General features: G+C 66.7%; 17 protein-coding genes and 2 pseudogenes. 11 read left to right on the forward strand and 8 right to left on the reverse strand.

All coding sequences use genetic code 11. The features are described 5' to 3' along the window. Positions 1 to 366: 366 nt before the first annotated feature. Positions 367 to 1,107, reverse strand: a complete 741-nt coding sequence (locus tag EST92_RS13335) for a hypothetical protein (RefSeq protein WP_129281149.1) — start codon at positions 1,105 to 1,107, stop codon at positions 367 to 369. A gap of 560 nt (positions 1,108 to 1,667) precedes the next feature. Between EST92_RS13335 and EST92_RS13340 the strand changes: the two genes are divergently transcribed. The 6 genes and pseudogenes from EST92_RS13340 to EST92_RS13370 form a co-directional block, all read left to right on the forward strand. After that, the gene (locus tag EST92_RS13340; protein WP_129281150.1) at positions 1,668 to 1,871 is read left to right on the forward strand and encodes a hypothetical protein; all 204 of its coding nucleotides are present in this window, start codon (positions 1,668 to 1,670) and stop codon (positions 1,869 to 1,871) included. Positions 1,872 to 2,274: 403 nt separating this feature from the next. Continuing rightward, a complete protein-coding gene (locus EST92_RS13350; RefSeq protein WP_129281152.1) occupies positions 2,275 to 3,153 on the forward strand; it encodes a helix-turn-helix transcriptional regulator in 879 nt (292 codons plus the stop codon). 46 nt (positions 3,154 to 3,199) lie between these two features. After that, on the forward strand, positions 3,200 to 3,727 hold the full coding sequence (locus tag EST92_RS13355; RefSeq protein ID WP_129281153.1) for a hypothetical protein: 528 nt from the start codon (positions 3,200 to 3,202) through the stop codon (positions 3,725 to 3,727). A gap of 720 nt (positions 3,728 to 4,447) precedes the next feature. Next, positions 4,448 to 4,639 carry a hypothetical protein gene (locus EST92_RS13360; RefSeq protein WP_129281154.1) on the forward strand — a complete coding sequence of 64 codons (192 nt, stop codon included), beginning with the start codon at positions 4,448 to 4,450 and terminating at the stop codon, positions 4,637 to 4,639. A gap of 78 nt (positions 4,640 to 4,717) precedes the next feature. Further along, the gene (locus tag EST92_RS13365; RefSeq protein ID WP_129281155.1) at positions 4,718 to 5,500 is read left to right on the forward strand and encodes a hypothetical protein; all 783 of its coding nucleotides are present in this window, start codon (positions 4,718 to 4,720) and stop codon (positions 5,498 to 5,500) included. Continuing rightward, positions 5,472 to 5,666, forward strand: a pseudogene (locus EST92_RS13370) (IS5/IS1182 family transposase); the annotation flags it as partial. The gene EST92_RS13365 and the pseudogene EST92_RS13370, both read left to right, overlap by 29 nt. A gap of 549 nt (positions 5,667 to 6,215) precedes the next feature. On the opposite strand, the gene EST92_RS13375 reads toward EST92_RS13370, so the two are convergent. After that, a complete protein-coding gene (locus EST92_RS13375; RefSeq protein WP_129281156.1) occupies positions 6,216 to 6,794 on the reverse strand; it encodes a hypothetical protein in 579 nt (192 codons plus the stop codon). A 342-nt stretch (positions 6,795 to 7,136) separates the two neighbouring features. Between EST92_RS13375 and EST92_RS13380 the strand changes: the two genes are divergently transcribed. The 3 genes from EST92_RS13380 to EST92_RS13390 all read left to right on the forward strand — a co-directional run bounded on the left by EST92_RS13380 (position 7,137) and on the right by EST92_RS13390 (position 8,462). Continuing rightward, complete coding sequence (locus tag EST92_RS13380; RefSeq protein ID WP_129281157.1) at positions 7,137 to 7,604, forward strand: DUF1648 domain-containing protein; 468 nt, start codon at positions 7,137 to 7,139, stop codon at positions 7,602 to 7,604. A gap of 71 nt (positions 7,605 to 7,675) precedes the next feature. Continuing rightward, positions 7,676 to 8,098 (forward strand): hypothetical protein, encoded by a 423-nt coding sequence (locus tag EST92_RS13385; protein WP_129281158.1) that lies wholly within the window; start codon positions 7,676 to 7,678, stop codon positions 8,096 to 8,098. A gap of 1 nt (position 8,099) precedes the next feature. After that, entirely contained in the window at positions 8,100 to 8,462 is a 363-nt protein-coding gene (locus EST92_RS13390; RefSeq protein WP_129281159.1) for a GntR family transcriptional regulator, read from the forward strand. A 232-nt stretch (positions 8,463 to 8,694) separates the two neighbouring features. Here EST92_RS13390 and EST92_RS13395 read toward each other — a convergent pair whose 3' ends face one another. From EST92_RS13395 to EST92_RS13415, 5 genes and pseudogenes are all read right to left on the reverse strand, one after another. Continuing rightward, positions 8,695 to 9,648 carry a sporulation-delaying protein SdpB family protein gene (locus tag EST92_RS13395; RefSeq protein WP_129281160.1) on the reverse strand — a complete coding sequence of 318 codons (954 nt, stop codon included), beginning with the start codon at positions 9,646 to 9,648 and terminating at the stop codon, positions 8,695 to 8,697. After that, complete coding sequence (locus EST92_RS13400) at positions 9,645 to 10,247, reverse strand: SdpA family antimicrobial peptide system protein (protein WP_129281161.1); 603 nt, start codon at positions 10,245 to 10,247, stop codon at positions 9,645 to 9,647. The genes EST92_RS13395 and EST92_RS13400 overlap by 4 nt, the downstream gene beginning before the upstream one ends. Positions 10,248 to 10,364: 117 nt before the next feature. Then, on the reverse strand, positions 10,365 to 11,024 hold the full coding sequence (locus EST92_RS13405; protein ID WP_129281162.1) for a sporulation delaying protein family toxin: 660 nt from the start codon (positions 11,022 to 11,024) through the stop codon (positions 10,365 to 10,367). Between the two features lie 844 nt (positions 11,025 to 11,868). Next, positions 11,869 to 12,075 (reverse strand): annotated as a pseudogene (locus EST92_RS13410) (leucine zipper domain-containing protein); the annotation flags it as partial. 70 nt (positions 12,076 to 12,145) lie between these two features. Further along, on the reverse strand, positions 12,146 to 13,024 hold the full coding sequence (locus tag EST92_RS13415; protein WP_129281163.1) for an alpha/beta hydrolase: 879 nt from the start codon (positions 13,022 to 13,024) through the stop codon (positions 12,146 to 12,148). A 134-nt stretch (positions 13,025 to 13,158) separates the two neighbouring features. Here EST92_RS13415 and EST92_RS31780 point away from each other — a divergent pair, with 134 nt between their 5' ends. Both EST92_RS31780 and EST92_RS31785 read left to right on the forward strand, forming a co-directional pair. Next, positions 13,159 to 13,542: a winged helix-turn-helix domain-containing protein gene (locus EST92_RS31780; protein ID WP_216849096.1), complete on the forward strand. Its 384-nt coding sequence runs from the start codon at positions 13,159 to 13,161 to the stop codon at positions 13,540 to 13,542. Next, on the forward strand, positions 13,503 to 13,745 hold the full coding sequence (locus EST92_RS31785) for a BTAD domain-containing putative transcriptional regulator (protein ID WP_216849097.1): 243 nt from the start codon (positions 13,503 to 13,505) through the stop codon (positions 13,743 to 13,745). Before EST92_RS31780 ends, EST92_RS31785 begins: the two co-directional genes overlap by 40 nt. Before the next feature lie 479 nt (positions 13,746 to 14,224). Here the strand turns inward: EST92_RS31785 and putP are convergent, their stop codons facing one another. Continuing rightward, on the reverse strand, positions 14,225 to 17,818 hold the full coding sequence (putP, locus tag EST92_RS32710; protein ID WP_343283794.1) for a sodium/proline symporter PutP: 3,594 nt from the start codon (positions 17,816 to 17,818) through the stop codon (positions 14,225 to 14,227). Positions 17,819 to 18,709: the final 891 nt, after the last annotated feature.

Genomic DNA, 18,709 nt, shown 5'->3' on the forward strand with positions numbered 1-18,709 from the left:
CTGCTCCCCGCACCCGCGGGGATGGACCTTGGGGAGCCGTGACCGCGGCCCCCGCGCTGCTGAGTTGGCCGCCTCCTGGTGGGCCGACCACGGCCACGGCCCGTCGATCGCGCAGCTGTGCTGGGGGCTGGGGTGGCCGCTGGAGTCGCGGGAACTGCGTGCCTTCACTCCGAAGGCCCGGACTCTGTGCCGACGGCGGCGACGTCAGCTCCAGCAGTCCGTAGGCAGGGAAGGCATGAGTCGAGCTGTGCCGCCGGCGGTACGGGAAAGGCGCGCACCCGACCTGTACGGAAGTATGGCCGACCGCGAACGGCTGCGTGGCACAGTCCTGGGGGCGGGTTATCGAGGCCATGGAGCCGCCTGCAGTCAGTGCGGCAACTTTCCGGTGATGCTCTGCCACCGTTTGCGGGCGGCCTCCAGCTCCGCCCGGGCGGCCTTCCGCTGGCGGTCGTGCTGGTGGAGTGTGGTCATCTGGGTGAGGTGAAGGCGGGCCGCGTCCCGCGCTCCGGTGTCGGCGCGGGCCTCCTGCAGCTCCTTCTCGGCCTGGGTGATCAACGCCTTCTGCTGCGCGCGGAAGGCGTTCTCCGCCGCCACAGCGTTCTCGATGCGGACGGCGAAGCGGCGAACGCCGTCCTCCTCGTGCTCCGCGTGCGGAAACGGCGTCCAATGGACCGTGCCGTCTAGCCGCGTCACGTAGATGTGGTTCTTGTGCTGAGCCTGTTCGAAGCGGACGCGCAGCCCGGCGAGAGGGATCTCTTCGCCGGCGATCAGCAGTACGTGCTGGTGGAGCACCGCGGCGCCTTGTTGCTCCACCGGCTCTCCCCGGCCGGGCTGGCTCATACGCTGAAGAGTCGTCTCTGCACGGCGGATCCGCTCCTCGAACAGGGCCTGCGTGCTGTGCTGCTGCTCCTTGGCTGCTGCCACCCTGCGGTATGAACTGCGCTCTGCCTCCCGCATCTTTCTGCGCGCCTCGGACAGGTGCTGTCGTTCCCCGGCGTGCTGTGTACCGAAGGCGAAGGCCCAGCCGCCCGGGAAGCTGTAGAGCTGCCATCCCACCCATGTCGCGCAACCGATCACGATCAGCACCATCACGCGAACGCTGTCCATGAAGTCCTCCCCGAGCAGTTGTGCACACACCGTCCTACCGCGTGTGTCACTGCCAAGGGGCTAGTTCAGGAAGATCACGTCACAGTCGGCGGCCGCGCGTGGACTCCGGATGTTCGCGGAGCGAAGGCCGGGGGTGTGGTCGGGGGCCGGTCTTGGCGTGGGGAGCAACTTCGGAGAGCGCCGTACGGTCGTTCTCGGAGTGGGGCATGATGGGGGCACCCGGTAGCGGGGCACTATATCGACACAACGTCATTTGCGGTCGTTTATCGCAAAGTTCGACTAGTTGACCCCGCTGATGTAGGAAAATCCCGCGACGCTACCCAGCTTGTCGTTAGCTGGTGTTGCTTTCGTGTGGCCGATGAACCTCAAACCCGCTTTCGTGACGAACTCGTCGCTCTCTGTTTATGCGAGGGGGTATGTTCGGCATGCGAAAGGGCCCTGTGGCGGCGTCCAACCATCCCGCAGGGCCCTCTCGTTCATCTGCAACTACGAAGCAAGGAGAGAGAGTGCGCCCCTGTTCGCGTCCTGCCGGTTCACTGACCAGCGGGTTCGAAATTAGCATGCGCCGTACGCCCGAGCGCCAAACTCCCGGACTTGTCGACACGACTGTCAATATCGCCGGCGGAGCCTTCCTCGCCGTCGCCGCACTGGGTCTCGTCCTCATCCACGGGCCGGCAGCAGGGCCCGCGATCGTGGTGCTGACGCCGCTCGCCTACGTGGCAAACCGGTCCTACCTCCGTCATCGCTCACAGCGCCACAGCTGACAGGCCTTCACGCCCGGCCTGTCCCGCCGCTCCCTTGGCCGGGCCGGGCCGGGCCTGAGCCGAGCCCGCACCCGTACGCGGGCCGTTTCGTGGCGTTTGGCAGCGACATATTCACTGCTGTCACGTCACGAAAACCCCTCCTGCGGATGAACACAACCGACGTGTTCACGCATCCCTGTTCTCACACGGATAGTCGATGAGGAACAACGAGCGCCCCCTTCGCTGCCAACGATGCCAGCGTGTCTTTCCCCGCCCCCATTCCACCGGCCGTATTCCCCGTTACTGCAGCGGTGGCTGCCGCAGCGCCAGCTACCGACGCCGTACCTCCACCCCCTCCAGCCCACCCTCCTACGGCGCCGCTTCGGTACGCCTCTCCCGGGCCGTACTGAGCAAGGCCCAGGCGATGGCCAACAACTCCCAACGTCCGGTCCAGGCGGCCCCGCTGGAGATGCTGCAGATCTGCGTCGCCCTGCGGCGCGACTTGGAGGACATCACCGCGGTCGCCGTACGCCAAGCCCTCGCCGACGGCGCCATCTGGAAGGACGTCGCGAAAGTGATGGGGGCGGCTGAAAGCACCCTCAAGACCAACTACTCGCGGGAGAGAGTGGACAAGATGCTCAAGGCCCGCATGGAACGGGGACCTGCCCGCCCTCGCCAGCCAGCAGTGCCCAAGAACCTCGGTGGCGCCACTCCTTCGTCAGCGCACCCGCTGCTACCGGGCCAGGCCGGCTACCCGCTCTCGTGTGCGCTGTCCTACCTGCGGCGCACCAGTAAGAACACGGTGGGGAGCCTGGCCTACCTCACCGGGGTGTCGGCCTCGTACATCTACCGGATCACCTCCGGAGAGCGGACACCTACCTGGGAGGTCACCAAGCGCTTCGCCCTCGCTTGCGAGGCCGACCCGGAAGATCTGATGTTCTTGTGGAATCGGGCCCACTCCCTGCAGACCCCACCCGCTCGCAACTACGCGGAAGCGGTCCGTACCCTTCAAGCGGCCCTGCGCGGAATGTACCTGGCCGCATCCAGTCCCGACCTCCCGCGCCTCCGGAAGACCACACACCTCACGGCCCGGGCGGCCGAGGCCCTCCTGGTCATCAGCACCGACGCTGTCCCTACCGACTACTACCTGCGCTGGCCGGTGGTCAGGGACCTGACGACGGCGCTGCGGGGCGACCAGCAAGCCATCCGCCCGCTGTGGGAACACCTCAGATCCCTGCCCCCGGCCGCCGATCACGGCAGCGACGGAGAGGGGCCGTCCTGGCCGGCTGCCGCCTTCGGCTGACCCACTCCACCGACACCGCACTCCGTACCGAACACCTGGGGGAACCATGCCGCCCGCCTCACTCACCGCCGACGGCTCCAGCCCGCACACCACCCCCGTGCACCCCCCGCTCGGCGAGCAGGCCATCACCGTGGTCCTGCCCGCCGACTTCGCAGCGTTCTGCCAGCTCCACCACGAGATCTACCAGCGATTCGTCCAGCACCTTCTCGGCGATCACGACACCGCGGCCGATGTCGTCCGGCGTGCCCTGGGTGATCTGGCGGCCTCCTGGACCCAGGCACTGGCCGGCCACCGCACCACCGCCATCGCGTGGGAAGCCCTCACCCACCGCGTCCAGCGCGCCCACACCCCCGCCAACACCCCCGCGAGCGCCCTGCACTCCCTTGTCCCCGCCGCGGAAGCCGATGCTGCTGTCCTGCACCGCGTCATGGGACTGAGCATCACCACCACCGCCGACACCCTCGGCATCGAATCCACCACGGTCACCTCACTATTGGCCACCTTCGACCGTCGGCTGGCCGTCGGCACGGCCACGGCCCTGCGCGCATGCTGGCGAGCGGCCCGGCAGGCGTAGCTGTCGAATGGCGCGTCGCCGACGATCGGCAGTCGAGGTTAAGGGAGTTCGCCGGCGACGTGACCCGGTCCGCGATGTCGGGCGGGCAGCGAGCTCACCTGCAAGCGGCGGTTGAGCACTGGTGTCTCGAATCCGCGCCCCGCCGCTTCAGCCTGCCGCCAGGCGCGCCGGGCCCTCTGGCCGGAGGGGTGGTCGACTGATGGGATGCGGCCCGTGGCAGACACCAACCGCATGGCCAACCACTGGTGGTGGCGGCCCGGCTGGGGCCCGGGAAGCCGCTTCTTCACTTTCCACTTCACCTTCCAGAAGGTGCCCCGCCTGCACCGCCAGGCCGCCGACTACCGGCGCGCCCTGGCCGGCATCGACGGCCTGGACCTGGTGCCCGATGCACCGGAACACGCAGGGGGTCGACTTCACCGACCGGGTCCCGGAGGTCGATCTTCGCGCCATCCTCGCCGCCGCCCGGCACCGACTCGCTGCCGTCCCTGCATTCGATCTGTCCGGTTCGTCCTGGCGACCAGGCCCACCCTCGACGTCCGGGACTTACCGGAACCTCGGTTCCGCTGCTACTCGTTGCTGCCCTTCGACCTCCAGCAGCTGCCCGGGTTCGCCCGCGCCTGGTTCACCGCCCTGGGCCTACCGGAGCCAGAGGCGAGGACCACCGCATTCCTGGATCACGTCAGGATCCCCAGTGTGCGACACCTGGCGACGGTGCCTCTGATGGCCACCATGCTCTGCCAGTTGCACGCCGACTCCGTCCAGGAGCCGCTGCCCCGGGGCCGCTGGGCGCTGTACACGCGGTTCATGGACCTGCTCCGCGCCAAGCAGTACGGCGAGCGGGCCAACGTACTGGAGCAGGCGCACGCCGTGCTGGACCGCTACGGCGCCGAGGGGGCCCGCGCGGCGGAATGACTCGGCGCCCTGACGGATCACGTCCTGCGGGAGCTGGCGCTGGCCAAGTACTGCGGAGACATCACCCCCGAGCGGCAGTTGATCGAACGGTGGACGGGCCACCTGCGGCCCGCCTCGCTCCGTCCCGAGCGGTGGAGCGCGTTGTGCGAGGAGGTACTGCTGCGCGGCGGGCTGGTCGTCCGGCGGGGCGGCAGTCTGGAGTTCGTCCACCAGACGCTGCTCGAACACCTCGCGGCACAGGCCACGGTCGGGGACCCCGAGCGGAACCGGACCGCCTACCGCTCGATCGTCGGCGGCTGGCCGCGCAGACGCCGAGTGGCCCCGCTGGCCGCCGCCGAGAGTCCCTACGTCGACTTCCTCGTCTCCTCCTGGTCCGGCCGTCCGGGGTTCGCGCGGCTGCTCGCGCACTGGGCCAAGGAGCTGAACGGCGCCCAGTACGTCGCCCGGCTGAGCAGCGAGGGCGCCGCCCTCCCCCGGCGGGTGCTGCGGGCGGCCAGGCGGGAATTGTTCGCGGTGGTTCGCGACGAGCGGCGCGACCCGTTCGACCGGCTGCGGGCCGCCCGGGCGCTGGTGGACCTCGGGGACGACCGGGGCACCGCGGAGATATCCGCGTTCGCGGCGCTCCCCACGCATGACCTGGGATCCCGGCTGCACGCCGCGGAGATGCTCGCGGACCACGCAGGGATCGAACATGACCGGCTGGTCGCTGTCGACGTCGCCCGTGAAGCGGCAGGGTGGTTCAGGCAATATGTCCAGCCAGCCCGGACTGCTCAACCGGGTTCTCTGGCAAGCTTCAGCGTCGTGATCGCGAACCTTGCCCCCGACGAGCTGTGGCGTGGCCTGGCGCGACGTACCGAGTGAGGTGGTGGGTTGCTCCGGAGTGACGGCCTGGCGTCGACTGCGAGACTGGACCGAGGCGGGCGTCTGGCCTCGCCTGCATGCCGCGCTGTTGACCGAACTGCGCCGCGCGGACTTGCTGGACCTGGACGACTGCGCCGTGGACGGATCGCACATCCGGCCCCTCAAAGGGGGGATCACGTCGGCGATTCCGACTGCGCGTGCGGCTGCGGAGAGACACCACCTACGATTTCGTCCCGCCACAAGCTAGGCGCCGTCCAGACCCACGTCCGCCAGCACTTCGGCGGCTCCTCCTTCGCCTTCAGCACCTGGCTCGATGTCGAACGTCCGCCCAGCACATTCGCTGCCTGGACTGACCGCCGGCGCTGAGGACCCCGACTCGCACCGGGGCCCTCAGGCATGATCCGGCCTCTGAGCTGGTCCGAAGCCGCTTGGCGTGGTCGACGAGAACCCCCAGAAGGAGAGGTTCTGTCGGAGTGCTGGTAGGGGCCAACGACCCCAGATTCGGTACAACGAGAGTGTGGGGCCGGCGCCTCCATTGCTCTGGCACCAGCCGTCGCCCCGCAAGCGCCAGGCTGCTGCCTGTCTGGCTGCACAGCGCGCCGCGAAACCGTTGCGCTATGGCCGAATAAGCAGGCCCTCGGGGCCGGCTGTCGCTAGCGGAATGACGCTTCCAGTACCGGGCAAACCGCCTTGGGATAGGAAGCGAACTTAGGCGTCAGGCAGCGGCAAGACGTTGAGTCAGTTTCGCTACAGCTTGGTCGTTTTCCAGTGGGTCAGCGGCACCGGAGCCGGGGGCCCAGTACGCAACCTTCCACTTCACCACTACGGCATAGATGGCCAATGCAAGGCAGGATCCGGTGCCTTTGCCGGTGTCATCCACCGACTGCTTGCGAACGGTGCTCAGTTGGTCGTGTGCCTCCCCGATCGCTTGCCTAACCAAACGCGGATTCCCGGAGTGAGCCTTTCGGGAGAAGTCTGCGAAGAAGTTCGGGTCGTTCCTCGCGATGCTGTTGAGCAGCCTGTCGACATGCTTGGAGTCGAGCTTTTGGCCCTCGCGAGCGTCGATCCCAGTAGCCGCAGTGGCACTCGTAGCGAGCTGTTCCGAGTACCTTCCCTGGTTGAGGAAGAGGCCGGCGAAAACGGCACGGCCGTCTTCAGTGTGATCAACTAAATTGCTCCTTTTGCTGCTTAACGAAGGAGTCGGGGCGGCGGCAAAGGCGTTTGCAGCTGATGTTCCGGCTATGCCTAGAACGGTGCAGGTGGCGACGGCAACTGCGACACGCTTAATCTTCATTTTGGCCTTCCAGTGGTCTGGCTGGTTTGGCGTTGACGAGCAGGGCATGACTGCCTCAGCAGTGCCAAAAGAGTGATGCCGAGGTCGATGTAGACATCATTCCGTTGGGCACATCTTCCCTCCTTGGTGGCTGACCAACAGGAGTTCCAGGAGGGCGGATTGACGCTACAACTCCTTACCTGGGCAATCGAGTACGGAGGTTCGGGATGGCTTGATCAGCCGCCGGGAGTGACCGGTTCCGCAGGGGCGCGGTGGGCAGAAGTCGCAGGCGTGAAGGGTGTTGAAGGGTGCGATGCATTGTTCTAGACTGATGCTCACAATCTAGGACGGGAGACCTACACCATGCGCGCACAGCGTGAAACCGAGGTGGGAGCCGCCAGGCGAACCCTCTTAGTGGCTGCCCCCTTCGTGGCGGGAGCAGTCGCAGTCGCCCTAGCGTTCACAGCGCTTCATGACGCGCTGCCCAGCAAGGTGGCCACCCACTTCACCGCCGATGGCACCGCGACCAGCTTCAGCTCACCTGGCTCGGCGCTTGCAAAGCACTGCCTGATCTTCGTGATCGAGTTCGTCGGTCTGCTTGTTGCGGCCTTCTCCATCAAGCACAGGACAGGCGGGCAACGGTCACTCGTTGTCTTCTGCTGGGCTCTGGCCTCTGCCACCGCCTACGGGTTCATCGCCGACCTGCAGGCGAGCACGCAGTCTTCCGGAAGCCAGGCAACGTCGCTCCCCCTGTACCAGCTTGCTATCGCAGTCGGAGTCGGTGTGGCTGTCGCCGCTATAGGCTGGGTGCTCAGCCGGAGGCGTTCGTGAAGCGCCAACCGGTAGACCGCAGCGATACCGGGCGAGTAGTCGTCTGGTGCCGGTCCCTCTTCTGCGGATGGATGTTGGCCACCGGCACTGTGTTGGCGGGCGGCCTTCTGATCATCGCTCTCATCAATCCGGAAGCCCGCACCCTCTGCCTCTGGCTGCTGACCGTAGCCGCCGCCTTCCTGCTAACGGGAGCGATCAGGGTCACCGTCGACCAGCGGGGCGTCATGGTGGCGTCGGCACTACTACCTGTCCTGCGGCGCCGTTTCCCCCTGCACCGGATCAAGCAAGCGACAGCACGGTGGACGCGGGCCACTGAAGTGGGAGGCTGGGGCTACCGGTGGAACCCGGGCCTCAGCGCAATCTCCCTGCGTGGCGGAGATGCCTTGTGGCTCTCACTCGCCAACGGCACGCAGTTCGTCATTACCATCGACGATGCCGAATCGGCCGCTTCGCTGCTCAACTCCTACTTGCCGCAGAAATCAGGAAGCCAATGACATGCTGGTGACCATCGATCACGGCTCGTCAGTTCCTCTGGCCGAGCAGATCGCCGCCTCGGTGCGCCGGGCGCTGGCGGAAGGCAAGCTCCACAAAGGAGAGCGGCTGCCGGCTGCCCGAGCGCTGGCAGGCACCCTGAATGTCAACATGCACACCGTTCTGCGCGGCTACCAGTTGCTCCAGCAGGAGAACCTCATCGACCTGCGTCGCGGCCGTGGCGCAGTAGTCAGCGGTCGATCGCCAGGTGATCGTGCCCTCGTGGTGGAGACATGCCGTCAGCTCGTCGGCCTCGCCCAGGGCATTGGGCTGGAGGAGCACGATCTGCTGGCTCTGGTCTCGGATAGTTACCGATCTCGTGCATGAAGACCATGAGCCCCATCGAACGGCGCGTGAGCATGGCCCGGTCTGCTTCTGAGGCCGGGCCATGCTGATCTCTAGCGGGACTGGGCTCATGTCGGACCGACGCGACGTCGAGGCTGGCTTCTTGACGCCTCGAAGATTGCTCACAGACCCAATGTCACCGGGCCCCAGGCGACCGGCTGGGGAGCAGGCCGGAGGCTGGAACGGCTGCGGGGTTCGGTTGCGGCAATTCGCGTCAGAGGTGCTGCAGCGGCGGCACGGGTTCTTCAGCGGCTGTCGCGAGGTGGGGCTCTTCGCTCTCCGGGTGAGGGTGGGTACGAACTCGCATCGTTGCCCCCAGAGGGAGGCACAGAACGATGATGCCGCCTGCCATTGCCAGAGCGAAGCTCCACAGCCCCATCATGAGAGCGATGGACAAGTGAAATGCTATCCCTGCGCCCATCGCCCACCACCGGAGCCGTTGCGGCAGCAGAAGTGAGATCGCCAAGAAGCCCTCGATGCACAAAGGAACCCATGTCATCAGTGCCACGCCGACGGGGGTGGAAATGATCGGTGCGACCAGCCAATCGAGCCATGGGGCCGGCCCAAAGTCCAGATTGCTTCCCCAGTACCACATGGCAGTTCCGTCCTGCCATTCCGCGTGCGGGAGCTTGGCGATGACGGCCTGCAGGTAGACGACGACCATCTGCAGTCGCAACATCATCAGTCCACTGATGCCAACAAGCGCAAATACTCTCGTGGTGCGCGTGATGGGAAGTTTCCCGGGCGATGGCTGCCAGTGCCACCGACGAGTGTCTCCCAAGGCTGGGAGTACGAACAGCATGGATAGAATCAAGGCGATTTGATCGCCGCCGTCGGAAATCGCTATTCCGGAGAACACGCTGTAGTTGATGTAGGCGTGCGGCAGTGCGGTGTACCGGGGGAGGAGTCCTGAAGCGATGATGAGCAGGGCGATGACGCATGCCCACTTGATCCAGGACAGGTGGGTGTAGTTGTGCGGCGAGAGGCAGAAGACGCTCGCCGCCGTAGTGGAGCTGCAGAGTGGGTATTCGCCGAGTGTGGCCACGGGCCGGAACAGTGTCTCGGAGCTCGAGGCTGCCAGGGTTCCTGCTGTCCCCAGCGCGACGAGCGTTCGAGCAAGCCCATAGACGTTGGTCCACGGCAGCGCGAATCGATACTCCCTACTCATGGGCACTTCACACTCCAGACCGCAACTCGTTCGGGCGTGTGGCGCTCAGGGGACAGGTCACGCCAGGCCCAAGGGACCGGGCGTTCCTCTACCACAGCCGCGTGGCCACACAGCGTGGGTGAAGGGGAAGAGTTGGTGGCCTTCGTTGCCTTCCTTGCTCCGAGTTCCAGACAGTTTTGAACTGTGCTTGAATCCCCACAAGAGGTCCATTTGACATTTTTCTGGTGCAACATCAGGGCAACCTCAATCCCCTGAGAACGCGAAGCGCGATCAAGGCCAAAAAGATTCGACGCCTTGGAATGTGGAGTCAGGGAGATCGACTTCCAGGAATCTTTGAATAATCGATAGGGCGCATACACGGGGTCCTTGGGCGACTTGGTGAAAAAAGCCCACCCTTGGGGGGCTACCACTGTCGCCACGGTGCGGGCGCTGTGCTGCGCAGGCAGGGAGAGTACATTGTGGGGAACGAAGCTCTGTGCCACGTACAAGGACACGACTACCCACAGGGCGGCAATAGTCGATACCCATGACCGCGGCACTGCAGCCGAATGAGACGCTTCACCGGCCGTGGTGATATGAATTCTCTTTGTGATGCGCATGGGAATCCCGGTATCCCAACTTCAGGAGCGTTTGACGCAAAGAACGGTCGCAGGGTGATATCCGGAGCAAGCCGGGGCCCTCCCTGGGCGTAGGGAGGGCCCCTTGGCGGGGCTGGCTCAGGCAGCCAGAGTCTTCGTCAACAGGGCGATTTCCTGGTCCCTGGACAGCGAGCTGGAACCGCTCGGAGGCGACGACCAGAAGTCGACCGTGTTCACCGCGGCCCTCCATGCCTGCACATTCAAGGCGACCGACACGTTGGCCACTCCGCCCAGGTTGACCGCGACGAGCACGTTGATTGCGAGCACCACAGTGGCGCACATCCCCGAGCCTGTGCCGGCGTCAGCGACGGCGGCGGAACTCTTCGTCGCGAGGGACTTCAGAATGCGACCGGCCTCGGTGGTGGCGCTCTCTACCTTCCGGGGATCTCCGGAGCGGAGCTTGGCGGAGAAGCTGCTGAAGAACTTCGGATGCTGCTTCTGAATGGCGTTGAGAAGTGCCGTGGCGGCTTTCCGCTGCTCCGGGGTGCTGTTCTTTGTGCGGAGGGCGGCGATGTCTACGAACTTTCCGCTCTTGCCCAGTTCTTCTGCCACCGTTCCTTGCGCGAAGGCAAGGCCTTCGAACAGGGCGCGACCGTCCTTCACAGTACCGACGCCGGCTAATGCCTCCGCGGAGTGTGTGCGCGGTGCCGGGGGTGTCGCCATTGCTCCCTGGACGGCGACACCACTCACAGCGAGCGCGGTCACAGCGGCGATGGCGACGCTTGTGCGTCTGAGCATGTGTAACTCCCTTGTACCTGATTCGACGATTCCGTTTTATTACTCACCGCGACCAGCGGTCACGGACGGGAATCAACGTACAGCGGGAGATCGAACGAGATCTCGAATTTTTCGACAGAACGGAACTCTTGAGTCAATATCAGCCACTCTCGTGTGCTTGCGCATCAAACTGCACTGAAACCAAGTCTGTTCGCATGTGTGATCAATACCGTTGATATCGGAAACGGTACGTAGAGTGAGGGGTGCTGCTCATGGCAGGTCCATCACACTCCCCGGCCACCCCCGTTCGGTGGGTGTGATCGCTGCAGCGATCACACCCACGTGGCGCAGCGGGCAACATCTGAGGCGGGCGCCGCTACCTGCAGATCATCCGCGCTGTTGGCTGCACCCGTCCCATCGCACGCACTTGGCCAATACATGTTGGTGCCGCAAGGTCTTCATGAGTGCCGTGCTACGACGCCAACTGCCCGTAGAGGCACCACACGTGAGGCATCGATGCACCTACAGGGCGCAAGATGCTGGACACGGCCTCTGTATGCCCGCACGGCGGTGGGCCAAGGCGGTCAGCTCGGCGCGGTGCGAGGAACAGGCGATGATGGCAGCCAACCGGTTGGTGGCGACGGCTTTTCCGGAGCATTCGCCAGCGCCCTTGGGGTCGTCGGCGTGAACAAGCAGCGATTCGACCGCGGCTCACCGCCGGCGACGGCGGGCGCGAGCACGCCACGATTGATGACGGCAGCGAGTTCGAGCGCGGCGTCTCTGCAGCCGCGCCAGGTGTCGCCCTTGTAGAGGTGCCCTTCGTGGACGAGGGTCGCCAGGTCTCGATCTGTTCGACGACCCAGTCGGGTGTGGCAGTCGGGCTGTGATGTGGGACCGAGGAACGATCCTGCAGGCCGGCTTCGCCGAATCTGCGCCACCTGTTGACCCACTTGCTGGCGCAGGCTCGGGAGATGCCCATCTCGGCGGCGACATGGGCAATCGGGCGGGTCCGGCACCGTTCGACGAGTTTGCGTCGTCCTTCTGTGCTCAGTGGGGCGTTGGAGTGGATCACTGCGGCCCCCTCGCACGGAGTGCGTCAGAGCCTCCGATGGGTTCGGCCGGCACCAGCCTGTCCGCGGCGATCACCGCTTCACCAGGTTCAGGATCAGCCTGGCGATGTCCTCCGGAGTCTCCTCGGCCATGAAGTGGCCCGCCTGGGTGGTGAAGTGCTGAAGGTCGGCGACCCACGGCTGCCAGATCGCGGTGGCGTCGAATCCTAGCTGTTGGCCCCAGTCCTGTTGGACGACCGTCACCGGCATGGTGAGCCGGGTGCCGGCGTCCAGATCGGCTTGGTCATGTCCAACGTCGACGGTCGCAGTGGCGCGATAGTCGGCGACGATCGACGGAACGGCGTCCCGGGATGCGCGAAGGTACTCGGCGCGCACTTCGGCCGGTATCGCGTCGGAGCTCGTGGACCAGGTGTCGAGGAAGTGGCCGAAGAATGTCTCGGCGCTGTTGGCGATCATCTGCTCGGGCAGACCGGGCGGCTGGGCCATCAGATACAGGTGGAAGGCGACCGCCGCACCAGCCCCATGGAGGACGTTCCAGGTGTCCAGAGTGGGAACGATGTCCAGGATTCCCAGGTGGCTGATCCGATTCGGGTGGTCCAGGCCGGCCCGGAAAGCAACGTGTGCGCCGCGGTCGTGCCCGACCAGCACGAACCGGTCAATTCCGAGTGCGTCGGCCAGGCCGATGATGTCCGCGGCCATCGTCCGCTTCGAGTAGGTGTCCTCGGCGACCGCTTCCGGCTTGCTGCTGGCGCCGTAGCCGCGAAGGTCGGGGCAGACCACGGTGTGGTGCTCGGCCAGGATGGGAGCGACATGCCGCCACATCAGGTGGGTCTGGGGAAATCCGTGGAGCAGCACGAGGGCCGGTCCATGTCCGCCGACCGCCGCGTTCAGCTCAACGCCGTCAGCCACACCGATCGACCTGGTCTCGAACCCCGGAATGATGATGTCCATCGTTGCCGGTCTCCTTCTCTCAAACGTGTGAGGTACTGCCGCTCACGCATGGATGCGTGTACGACAGGGAGGATCGGAGAGCCGGGTTAGCAGTGGATCAGCAGCGGCAGCCCGAAGCCGACGACAATGAGGACATGGAGATCGTCGTCAAGGTGCTCGGACCGATCGAGGCCAGGGATACCGAGGGCCGCCCTGTAGCGGTGGGCAGCCTGCGTCGCCGCGAGCTTCTGGGACGACTGGTCGCGGCTGGCCGCCGGGCCGTCCCGCTATCGGTGCTGATCGATGATCTCTGGGAGGACCCCCCGCCCACAGCGGCCGGGACCGTCCGCACCTTCGTCGCCGAACTGCGCCGCGCCCTTGAACCGGATCGTCCCCCGCGAACCCGCTCGCACGTCATCGAGACCGTCGGTACCGATACGCCCTACGGATCCCACGGGCGCACGTCGACGCCCACCGTTTCGAAGACGCCCTTGCGGCCATGCGCGACGCACCCAGCGGCCAGGTCGCCAGTGCGCTGAGCGAGGCGCTCTCGTGGTGGCAGGGCGAGCCGTACGCAGACCTCGACGCCTCTCCGTGGCTGACATCAGAACGCACCCGCCTGACAGAACTTCACCACCAAGCCGTCGAGCTGCGCGCCCGGGCGGTACTCGACCTCGGACGCGGCGCGCCCCTCATCCCGGAACTGGAGACGCCAGGTCGACGCGCTGGCCTCGCTGCGTGACGCGCGGGCCAGGCTGCTGGATCAGTTCGCACTGGAATCGGTGGACAGCCTCGGCGGCCCTGGTGCTCCGAGGTGAACGGATGTGTCCAAGCGCCGATGAGTCCGCCCTAGACGACCGATCACGGCAGGTCACGCGTACCGAGGCCGGGCAAAGAGGAGCAGGGGAACCATGATCGCCGCTGCCCGCCTCCGCGGACTGTGATCTCGTTGGAACCCGCCCGCGTGCCGGTGCGTCGGGCAGTGACGCGTGATCGTGCACGCGATGTGCACTGCGATGGTCCCGACGCTACATATACGCAGGTCACAACGTCGTCCGGCGAAGCACCGATTGTCCCCGGCGTACAGGCCGACTCGTCCGCCATTACGGCTCTGACTTGGGCGAATGCCTGGGGCGGGGCCGTTGTGCGTCCCGGTGGGCTTCCCTCTCTGACCTGCGGTTTGCGCCGGCCCCCGGCTGGCCGGGCCAGGGCCTCACCCGGTCACCACCGGGCGACCATGTCGGCGGGGATGTCCTGCTCCGTCCAGATGATCTTGCCGGTCATCGTGTAACGGGTGCCCCATCTCCGGGCGAGTTGGGCCACGATCAGTAGGCCCCGTCCTCCCTCGTCGGTGGTCCGGGCATGGCGCAGGCGCGGCGAAGTGCTGCTGGCGTCGGAGATCTCGCAGATCAGGCCGCGGTCCCGGATCAGGCGCAGGCTTACCGGTCCGGTCGCATGGCGGATGGCGTTGGTGACCAGCTCGCTGACGATGAGCTCCGTGGTGAACGTCAGCTCGTCCATGCCCCACTCCGCCAACTGCCGGCCGGCGAGGCTGCGGGCGTTCGCCACGGCCGCCGGTTCGCTGGGCAGGTTCCATGACACGACCCGGTCCGGAGCCAGGACGCGGGTCCGGGCGAGAAGTAGGGCCACGTCGTCGGACGGCGGACCCGTCAGCAGGGCGTCGACCGCACCCAGGCCGATCTCCTCCAGCGTCGGCCCGGGCACCGCGAGAGCGTCGCCCAGTCGGGAGAGCCCGATGTCGAGATCCCGGTCGAAGGTCTCGATGAGGCCGTCGGTGTAGAGGGCGATGAGACTGCCTTCGGCCAGCTCCAGTTCGACGGACTCGAAGGGGAGGTACCCGAGGCCGAGTGGTGGTCCGGCGGGCAGGTCGAGGACGTCGGCGGTGCCGTCGGGGCCGACGATCACGGGTGGGAGGTGACCGGCCCGGGCCAGCGTGAACCGTCTGCTGACCGGGTCGTACACCGCGTACAGACAGGTGGCCCCCACGAACGCGGCACCCGCGGTCTCGTCCTCGGCCTCCGCCGGCCCCATGAGGCCGATGACCAAGTCGTCCAGATGAGCCAGCAGTTCGTCCGGGGGGAGGTCCAGATTGGCGAGCGTGCGTACCGCGGTGCGCAGACGGCCCATGGTCGCCGCTGCGTTCATGCCGTGTCCGACGACGTCCCCGACGACCAGTGCAACCCGGGCTCCGGAGAGCGGAATCACGTCGAACCAGTCGCCGCCCACACCGCTGGGGGCGTCCGCAGGGAGATACCACGACGCCACCTCCAGGGCGGACCCTCCCGTGAGCTCCTGCGGCAGCAGGTAACGCTGCATGGAGCGGGCCGCTGCGCGCTCGCGGGTGTAGCGGCGCGCGTTGTCGACGCACACCGCCGCGCGGGAGACGAGTTCCTCGGCGAGACGCACGTCGTCGTCCTCGAAGGTGCCCCGGTCCCGGGAGCGGGCGAACGTCGCCACGCCGAGGGTGACGCCGCGCGCCCGCACCGGCACCACCATCAGCGAGCGGAAGTCGAACTCGCGGATGGAGGCGCCCAGTGACGGGTCTTCGGTCACCCAGGCGCTGGTGGAGCGGTCCAGGATCCGTTCCACGAGAGTCCTGCTTTCCCGCAGGCAGCGGGTCACGGGCGACGAGGGAGCACGCCGGACCGTCTCGCCCACGGCCAGACTCGCCTCCGGGCAGCCCTCGCGCACCGAATGCTGCCCCGCTCGGCGGATGACGGGTGTCATGCCGACCGGTCCGGGAGCCGGCTCCTCGCCCCTCATGACCGAGTCCAGCAGGTCGACGGCGACGAACTCGGCGACGGACGGTACGGCCTCCTCGGCCAGTTCCTGTGCGGTCCGCGTCACTTCCAGTGTGCTGCCGATACGGGCACCGGCGTCGTTCAGCAGAGCCAGGCGTTCCTGGGCCCGCCAGCGCTCGGTGACGTTGATGACCATGTACCAGATGCCCACGTACCGGCCTTGGCGGTCCTTCATGGCGAAGAAGGAGGCGGAGTACGCGCGCGTGCGGTGGGGATCGGTATAGCTGGGGCCGCGGAACTCGTGGTCCAGCACCGGTTTCCCGGTCTCAAGAACCCTGCGCATCCGCTCCTCGAAGGCTTCCGCCTCGGGCCTCGGCAGCACTTCCCCCACCTGCCGCCCCAGTCGTTGTTCGAGGGGGATCAGTCGGCCCAGGGGCTCGTTCACCCAGACGTAGCGCAGATCCGTGTCCAGGACGGCCATGCCGACCGGTGCATGGGTGAGGAACGGCGTGAACATCAGCTGGCTCATCCCGCCTCCCGGCATCCGCCAGAAGGCCCGTTTCGGCGGCCGGCCGACGAACCTGCCGAAGACCAGTGCGGCCACCGTGGCGATCAGCACACCCGGGACCATTTCGTAGATGCCCGACGCGAGTGGCCCGAGCAGTGGATTGATCTTCTTCCAGAGAATCACCGTGGTTGCGCCCGACACGATCCCGGCCATGGCTCCCGCCCAGGTCATACGCGGCCAGTACAGCGAGAGGAGGATGACCGGCCCGAAGGCGGCCCCGAAGCCCGCCCAGGCGTAGGCGACGATGCCCAGCAGCCCGCCGCCGTGGAGCGCGATCACGAAGGCCGCAAGGATCACCGCGACGATGGCGCCGCGGCCGACCCACACCAGCGCCCTGTCCGAGGCACGCCGGTTGAGGAACGCGCGGTAGAAGTCCTCCGTGAGCGCGACGGATGACACGAGAAGCTGGCTGTCCGCGGTCGACATGATCGCGGCCAATACGGCGATCAGTATCACCCCGGCGATCCAGGGGTTGAGCAGGATGCGGCTCAGGGCGATGTACACCGTCTCGGGGTCGTGGAGCGGCGTGCCGAGCCGCCCGATGCCCGCGAGGCCGACGAGTGTGGCGCCGGCGAGTACGACGAGGACCCAGCCCGTGCCGATACGGCGGGCCGCGGGGATGGCACGGGTGCTGCGGATGCCCATGAAGCGGGCCAGGATGTGCGGCTGACCGAAGTAGCCGAGCCCCCAGGCAAGCAGCGAAATGATCGCGACGGCGCCGAGCGACCCGCCGGCCGACCACTTCCCGTCGGCGTAGCTGACCCTTGCCCCCATGTCCAGCAGGCCCGGCGCCTTCTTGTCGAGGGCAGGCCCCAGTTCCCGGAAGCCTCCGAGGGCCTCGATACCGGTCAGGGGGACCACGAGCAGGGCGAGGAGCATCAGCGTCGCCTGCATCACGTGCGTCAGGCTCACGGCGAGGAAGCCGCCCAGGCCCGAGTAGATGACCATCACCAGGGCCATCAGGGCCACCCCGAGCCCGAAACGGATGCCGAAGACATGCTCGAACAGCAACCCGCCGGCCACCAGGCCACTGGCAACGTAGACGGTGAAGAACACGAGGGTGACCACCGCCGAGACCATCCTGAGCATCCGGGTGCGGTCCTCGAACCGCTCCTCCAGGTAGGCCGACAGGCTCACGGCGTTCTCGGCGCGCTCGGTGTACGTGCGCAGCCTCGGCGCGACAAACCGCCAATTGAGGTAGGTGCCGACCGCCAGGCCGATGGCGATCCAGCTGGCGCCGATGCCTGCCGCGTACACCGCTCCGGGGAACGCGAGAAACAGCCAGCCGGACATGTCACTGGCTCCTGCGGACAGGGCGGCGACCAATGCGCTGAGCCTGCGGCCCCCCAGGGCGAAGTCGGCGAAGGTGTGAGTGCGGGTGTACGCCCAGACGCCTACTCCGATCATGGCGACCGCATACACGAGGAATGTGGTCACGATCGGTGCACTCAAGTCGAACATGTTCTCCTCGCCTGCGAGGTTCATGAGCACCGGGCGCGACCATGGGCGCGCATGGGAGGCCGGTCCGCCCTGGCGGGTAAATGTACCGATATGCGCCGCCGGGTAGCGGCTGCCACCTCCGTGCCGTGCCGAACGGCCCATCCGTGCCACCGCCGCGCGCAACGCCGCACAAGAGGCTCTCCGGCAGTCCGAGTGCGGGGGCCGACTCCCGCATCGAGGGCGCTTCGCCCCGCCCAGCTACGCTCGCGCACTGCGTATCTGCTGATCAGAGACACGGACCACGACGCGTCCTCCACCAGCCGTTCGGCCAAGCGCGTGGAGTCGTGGAACCGCCCGAGTGCCCGCCGTGGCGTTCGAGCAGGTGTATGAACTCACGGCGGAGCGGGCCTGACATCTGTCCATGGTGCGGGGGAGGAGCCGCTTCTACAGTGCTTTTGCTGTCGATGTACGCGAGGGAGTTTCCGCCGGGCGACCCTCGGCACTCCTCGTCGGACAGGGCGGTCCTCTTCGAAGGACCGACAGGTCGTGGCTCTCGTATTGATCGTGGCGTCATGAGTCAGCATGAGTCAGCGAGTCCGGTGGTCCGGGCCACCGTCGTTGCGACGGAGGGGACGGCTGCGTGCCCTGGCGTCAGGTGGATTGTGCCGCCGAATGCAGTGCATACGGTGCTTCACGCTGGTCCGGGACGTCGCGCTGCTGCCACGGGAGAGCTGCTTTGTGCAGGTGTCATCCCGGTCGTACGGCCCGGAAATCCTGGTGGACCGGTGGACCAGTGCAGTCGGCCCGATCTGCTCCGCCGGGTGGCGTGCATGCTGCCCCTTGTTCCCACGGCGCCGCTACGCCTGTGACAGCCAGGACCGGGGCGCCGGCAGCCGAGGCCGCCCCGTTCATGGCCCGGAGTACTGCACCAGATCC

The sequence above is a fragment of the Streptomyces sp. TM32 genome, assembly GCF_004122755.1.
Lineage (GTDB): Bacteria > Actinomycetota > Actinomycetes > Streptomycetales > Streptomycetaceae > Streptomyces > Streptomyces sioyaensis.